Genomic DNA, 5,742 nt, shown 5'->3' with positions numbered 1-5,742 from the left:
CAATAAAAATGTTATCAGTATCCAATCTCTCTTTGCGCTATGGCAAGCGTGTGTTATTCGAAGATGTTAATTTAAAATTTACGTCCGGCAATTGCTACGGCATCATTGGTGCCAATGGCGCGGGCAAGAGTACCTTTCTCAAAATTCTTTCGGGCGAAATAGACCCTGCAACAGGGCAGGTGAGCATGTCACCGGGCGAGCGCATGAGTGTGTTAAGTCAAAATCACTTTGAGTTCGACAAATTTGCTGTGTTGCAAACGGTGATGATGGGCAACAAAAAACTTTTCGAGGTGATGACAGAAAAAGATGCCATTTATGCCAAAGAAGATTTTACAGAAGCCGATGGCATTAAAGCCGGCGAATTGGAAGAACAGTTTGGCGAAATGGGCGGCTACACTGCCGAAAGCGATGCAGCCACCATGCTGAGTGAGCTGGGTGTAAAAGATGATTTGCACGAGGTATTAATGAAAGATGTGGCTGCTAATATTAAAGTAAGGGTATTGCTGGCACAGGCCATTTTTGGTAACCCCGATATTTTATTATTAGATGAGCCTACCAACAACCTTGATGTGGAAACCATCAGCTGGTTAGAAAATTTTTTGGCCGATTACCAGAATATAGTTTTGGTAGTAAGTCACGATCGTCACTTTTTAGATGCCGTATGTACGCATGTGGCCGACGTGGATAAAAACAAAATAAAAGTGTACACCGGTAACTATACTTTCTGGTACGAAAGTTCTCAACTGGCAGCAAGGCAGGCAAGCGATAAAAATAAAAAGGCAGAAGATAAAAAGAAAGACCTGCTGGAATTTATTGCACGGTTTAGCGCTAATGCCAGTAAAAGTAAACAAGCCACATCCCGTAAAAAGGCATTGGATAAATTGGTGTTTGAAGATATTGTACCCAGCAGCAGAAAATATCCCGGTATTATTTTTAAGCAGGACAGGGAAGTGGGTAACGAAATTTTAAAAGTAGAAAATCTTACCAAAGCAATAGAAGGCAAAACAATTTTTAGTAAAGTGCGGTTTGATGTACAGAAAGGCGATAAGATCGCTTTCATAAGCCGTGACCCCATTGCCTTAACTTCTTTCTTTGAAATTATTAATGGAAAAATGAAGGCCGACAGTGGCACATACGAATGGGGCACTACCGTTACCACTGCTTATTTACCCAATGATAACAGCGAATATTTTACCAGCAGCAATTATAATTTAATGGATTGGTTGCGCCAGTATGTACCACCTGGTACTAAAGATGTGGATGAAGATTTTTTACGTGGTTTCCTTGGTAAAATGCTTTTTACAGGTGATGAGATAATGAAAAAAACAAACGTATTAAGTGGTGGAGAAAAAGTACGTTGTATGGTAAGTAAAATGATGCTGCAAAACCCTAACGTTTTAATATTGGATGAACCTACCAACCATTTAGACCTGGAAAGTATTATTTCGTTCAACGATAACATGGTGGCTTACACGGGTATTGTTTTAGTAACAACGCATGATCACCAGTTTATGCAAACAGTGGCCAACCGCATTATTGAATTAACACCAAAAGGAATTATTGATAAACTGATGTCTTATGATGAATACCTGGCCGATGACAGGGTAAAGGCATCAAGAGAAGAAATGTACAGTTAAAAATGCAAATTGAAAGTTGATGGTTGAAAGTTGAATGTTTGCGAATGGGGCGTTTATAACTTTCAACCATCAACTTTTAACCATCAACCAGTTAATGCCGAAAGATAAAATCATAACCTTTATAGATTTTTTTTACCCGCCGTTCCGCAGGTTTATGCCGGAGCAAACTTTTCGTTATGCAGCCTGTGGCGGAGCCAATACTGTTTTATCGATACTGGTATTTAATTTCAGCCATTATTTTATTTTTAAAGAAGATAATGTAGATATTGGGTTTGTGGTACTAAAATCTTACAATGCGGCATTGTTCATTTCGTTTTGCATAAGTTTTGTAGTGGGTTTTTTGCTGATGAAGTTTGTGGTTTTTGTAGATTCTAATTTACGTGGCCGCATACAGCTTTTCAGGTATTTTGTGGCTTACCTGGTAAACCTTTTTCTAAGTTATTTTTTACTGAAGATATTTGTGGAGTATGCAAAGCTGGATGCCATAATTGCCCAGTTAATTACCACCGTTATTGTAATTGCGATAAGTTATTTAAGCCAAAAGCACTTTACATTTAAAACAAAAAAAGACCAAAAGGGATAGAAATTATTAAACAGTTAATGGCGAATGTGAAAAAAATGTTAAGGATTTTGCACTTTGTATTGTTTAAATGATATAAATTGCAGTAACAAAAAAAAGGCCCCTCTGTAGAAACAGAGCGGCTCTAACGATTGCTTGCTATATGAAAATTCTTAATTTAGTAGTTGATCCTGTTTGCTAAAAGTTTTTCATTCTTCCTGCATTTTAATTGCAGTTCATTAACGATTGATTGTCCCTTTTAACGATTGTATGCTATTTAATAACTCATCCGCTTTAACAAAAGTAGGGTGAGTTATTATTTTTGTAAAATCAACTTAATACTGGTTTTATTATGCTAAAACTTAATTTAACATTCTAAAAGCCTTGCCAGTATTGCGTTTTATAATAAATTATTAATGATGCCCAACAGGTTTACAGATACATTATTTCAACTGATACACTCCCTGGAAAAGGCGGAAAAGCGCCATTTTAAACTCTATATTAAAAGAAGTTCGGGTAACGAAGACCTTAAAATTGTAGAATTGTTTGATGCAATGGACAAACTGGCTGAGTATGATGAAGTATTGTTGCTGAAAAAATTAAAGTCGATTGAAAAGCCACAGTTATCTAATGTAAAAGTGCATTTATACAAGCAACTTTTAGCCAGCCTGCGCTTATTAAAAAGTAACGACAGTATAGATCTGCAATTGAATGAGCAATTTGATTATGCCCATATCTTATATAAAAAGGGATTGTTTACCCAAAGCCTTAAAATATTAGATAAAGCAAAAGAAATGGCAAAGGCCAACCATAAAGTAAACTTTTTACTGCAGGCCATCGCATTAGAAAAACGGATTGAAACACTGCACATCACCCGTACCATGCAAACCAGGGCCGAGCAACTATCTGCAGAAGTAAACGAAGTTAACCACCGCATTGATACTTTAGCAAGGTTATCCAATTTGGCAATGTTGCTGTACAGCTGGTTTATAAAAAATGGCCATGCAAGAAATGAAAAAGATGAGCAGGGAGTAAAAACTTATTTAAAACAACACCTGCCAAAAGATGCCTGGAGCCAGGATGGCTTTTACGAAAAACTATACCTGTACCAAAGCTATAGCTGGTACGCTTTTATCCGTCAGGATTTTTTGATGTATTACCGTTACGCACAAAAATGGGTGGATATTTTTGATGAAAAGCCTTTAATGATAAGGGTAGAAACCGGCCACTATATTAAAGGCCTGCACACTTTGTTAAATGCACATTTTGATTTACGCAATTACCAAAAATTTGATACCACATTAAAAAAGTTTGAAAAATTTGCATTAACCGACCGGGTACGCCTGCACGACAACTTTCGCACACAGGCTTTTGTTTATATCTACAGCGCAAAAATAAATCAGCATAATATGCTGGGTACTTTTAAGGAAGGTACTAAACTGGTGCCGCAACTACTGGAAAAAATAAAAGAAAACGAATTGTTTATAGATGACCACCGCATAATGGTGTTTAATTATAAAATAGCCAGTATGTATTTTGGCAGCGGCGATTATGGTACCTGCATCGATTACCTGCAAAAAATAATTAACGAAAATACTGAGGTAAGAAGCGATTTACAAAGTTACAGCCGACTGATGCACCTGATGGCGCATTACGAGTTAAAGAATTACGAACTGATGGAATACCTTACCAAATCGGTGTACCGTTTTATGAGCAAGAAAGAAAATCTTACGGTGGTGGAAGAAGAGATGTTTAAATTTTTGCGTAAATCATTTAATGTTAGCCGTAATAAAATTCAGCAGGAGCTGGAGCATTTTTTAGATAAAATTAAAGGCCTTGAAAAAAATCGTTTTGAAACAAGGGCTTTTGCGTACCTAGATATTATCAGCTGGGTAGAAAGTAAAGTCTACCACAAATCGATGGGGGATATTTTGCAGGAGAAATATAAAGAGAGTAAGAAGAGGGTTTATAAATAATTTTATTCGTAAGGGGCACTCTTAGCGTTAAGCATCATAATAAAAAAAAGAATAAAAATGCCCATAGCCCCGGCAGCGAACATTCTTTTGTTTTTTTTAATTATCGAAACTATTGTAAAAACAGCTGCAATTAAAAATAGCGTTCCATCTACAAGGTTATATTTCCAATAAATGCTTTCGCTTTCATAATACCACTGATATCCTCCACCAAATGCATAGGCACTGCCTTGGTTTTTTATGGCAACATTATAAAATTCACTGAACCCTATAAATGCGAATAGCAAGCCGAATAATGCAAATAATAAAGGAAGGAGAAACGGGAGCCAGATTTTATATTTGATTTTTTTAAGCATTTCAATTGGATATAAAAATAAGCGGAGTTTTTACAAGTTTAACATCCTGAATACCAAATTAACAAAATCTATTCTTTGCTAAAATAAAAGCTCAACAGTATTACTGAACCTGAACGGAGTCCTTCGTATCTCAGGATAAACTCTGCCACTACAGTCCCATCAAGCCTCAACTGCCCGTAACCAAAACCTCAACACTCCCGATAAAGCGGACTCCAAAAGAGAGGGAACTCGAATCGGGCACTTTCAAAATAAAAAAAATCTGGATTGATCTACGCTATCATCTCCTCCATTTCTCTCCCCTCCGGAGTTCTCTGCCAAGAGAACGAACGCAGTTCAAGGAGGGGCTTCTTTCTGCCATTTTTGCACTTTTCCCCCTTCGGCACAATCATTGTCTAATTCCAATCAAACTCAATAAATTTTTAAAACATGGGAAAGATTATAGGAATTGACTTAGGAACCACCAACAGTTGCGTATCTGTAATGGAAGGTAACGAACCGGTGGTAATTGCCAACGAAGAAGGACGCCGCACAACCCCGTCGGTAGTAGCTTTTCTTAAAAATGGCGAACGTAAAGTGGGTGATCCTGCAAAGCGCCAGGCCATCACCAATTCTCAAAACACCATAAGCAGCGTAAAGCGTTTTATGGGCCGCCGTTTTGATGAAGTAACAGAAGAGATCAGCCACTGGAGCTATAAAGTAGTAAAAGGTGACAATAATACGGTGCGTATTGACATAGATGGCAGATTATATACCCCACAGGAAATAAGTGCGATGGTACTGCAGAAAATGAAAAAAACTGCCGAAGATTATTTGGGCCACGAAGTAACAGAAGCGGTGATTACCGTGCCTGCTTACTTTAACGATGCACAGCGCCAGGCAACAAAAGAAGCCGGTGAAATTGCTGGCCTTACTGTAAAAAGAATTGTAAACGAGCCCACAGCCGCAGCATTAGCTTATGGTTTAGATAAAGGTGGTAAAGACCAAAAGATAGCCGTGTTCGATTTAGGTGGTGGTACATTTGATATAAGTGTTTTAGAATTAGGGGATGGTGTGTTTGAAGTAAAGAGTACTAACGGTGATACACACCTTGGTGGTGATGATTTTGATAAAGTAATTATGGATTGGCTGGCCGATGAATTTAAAGCCGACGAAGCGATAGACTTACGTAAAGACCCAATGGCTTTACAGCGTTTAAAAGAAGCATCAGAAAAAGCTAA

5 protein-coding genes are annotated in these 5,742 nt (G+C 37.7%); 4 read left to right on the top strand and 1 reads right to left on the bottom strand.

What is annotated here, in order from left to right:
• The 3 genes from ACY651_RS04565 to ACY651_RS04555 form a co-directional block, all read left to right on the top strand.
• On the top strand, positions 1–1,637 hold a 1,637-nt coding region (locus tag ACY651_RS04565; protein ID WP_462250161.1), incomplete at its 5' end, for an ABC-F family ATP-binding cassette domain-containing protein.
• Between the two features lie 94 nt (positions 1,638–1,731).
• On the top strand, positions 1,732–2,220 hold the full coding sequence (locus ACY651_RS04560) for a GtrA family protein (protein WP_462250159.1): 489 nt from the start codon (positions 1,732–1,734) through the stop codon (positions 2,218–2,220).
• Between the two features lie 395 nt (positions 2,221–2,615).
• The gene (locus tag ACY651_RS04555) at positions 2,616–4,172 is read left to right on the top strand and encodes a hypothetical protein (RefSeq protein ID WP_462250157.1); all 1,557 of its coding nucleotides are present in this window, start codon (positions 2,616–2,618) and stop codon (positions 4,170–4,172) included.
• 2 nt (positions 4,173–4,174) lie between these two features.
• Here the strand turns inward: ACY651_RS04555 and ACY651_RS04550 are convergent, their stop codons facing one another.
• Positions 4,175–4,525, bottom strand: a complete 351-nt coding sequence (locus tag ACY651_RS04550) for a hypothetical protein (protein ID WP_462250155.1) — start codon at positions 4,523–4,525, stop codon at positions 4,175–4,177.
• A gap of 426 nt (positions 4,526–4,951) precedes the next feature.
• Here ACY651_RS04550 and ACY651_RS04545 point away from each other — a divergent pair.
• The coding region (locus ACY651_RS04545) for an Hsp70 family protein (RefSeq protein WP_462250153.1) at positions 4,952–5,742 on the top strand (791 nt) is incomplete at its 3' end.

The organism is Ferruginibacter sp. (genome assembly GCF_031391665.1).
In the GTDB taxonomy this organism is placed as follows: Bacteria; Bacteroidota; Bacteroidia; order Chitinophagales; family Chitinophagaceae; genus Ferruginibacter.
The sequence above is the reverse complement of the archived record's forward strand: the minus strand, read 5'-3'. Positions and strand labels throughout refer to the sequence as shown.

Bases quoted from the DNA above. Each gene is read 5' to 3' on its own strand.
- ACY651_RS04560 (WP_462250159.1), top strand. From the start codon at position 1,732: ATGCCGAAAGATAAAATCATAACCTTTATAGATTTTTTTTACCCGCCG.
- ACY651_RS04555 (WP_462250157.1), top strand. From the start codon at position 2,616: ATGCCCAACAGGTTTACAGATACATTATTTCAACTGATACACTCCCTG.
- ACY651_RS04550 (WP_462250155.1), bottom strand. From the start codon at position 4,525: ATGCTTAAAAAAATCAAATATAAAATCTGGCTCCCGTTTCTCCTTCCT.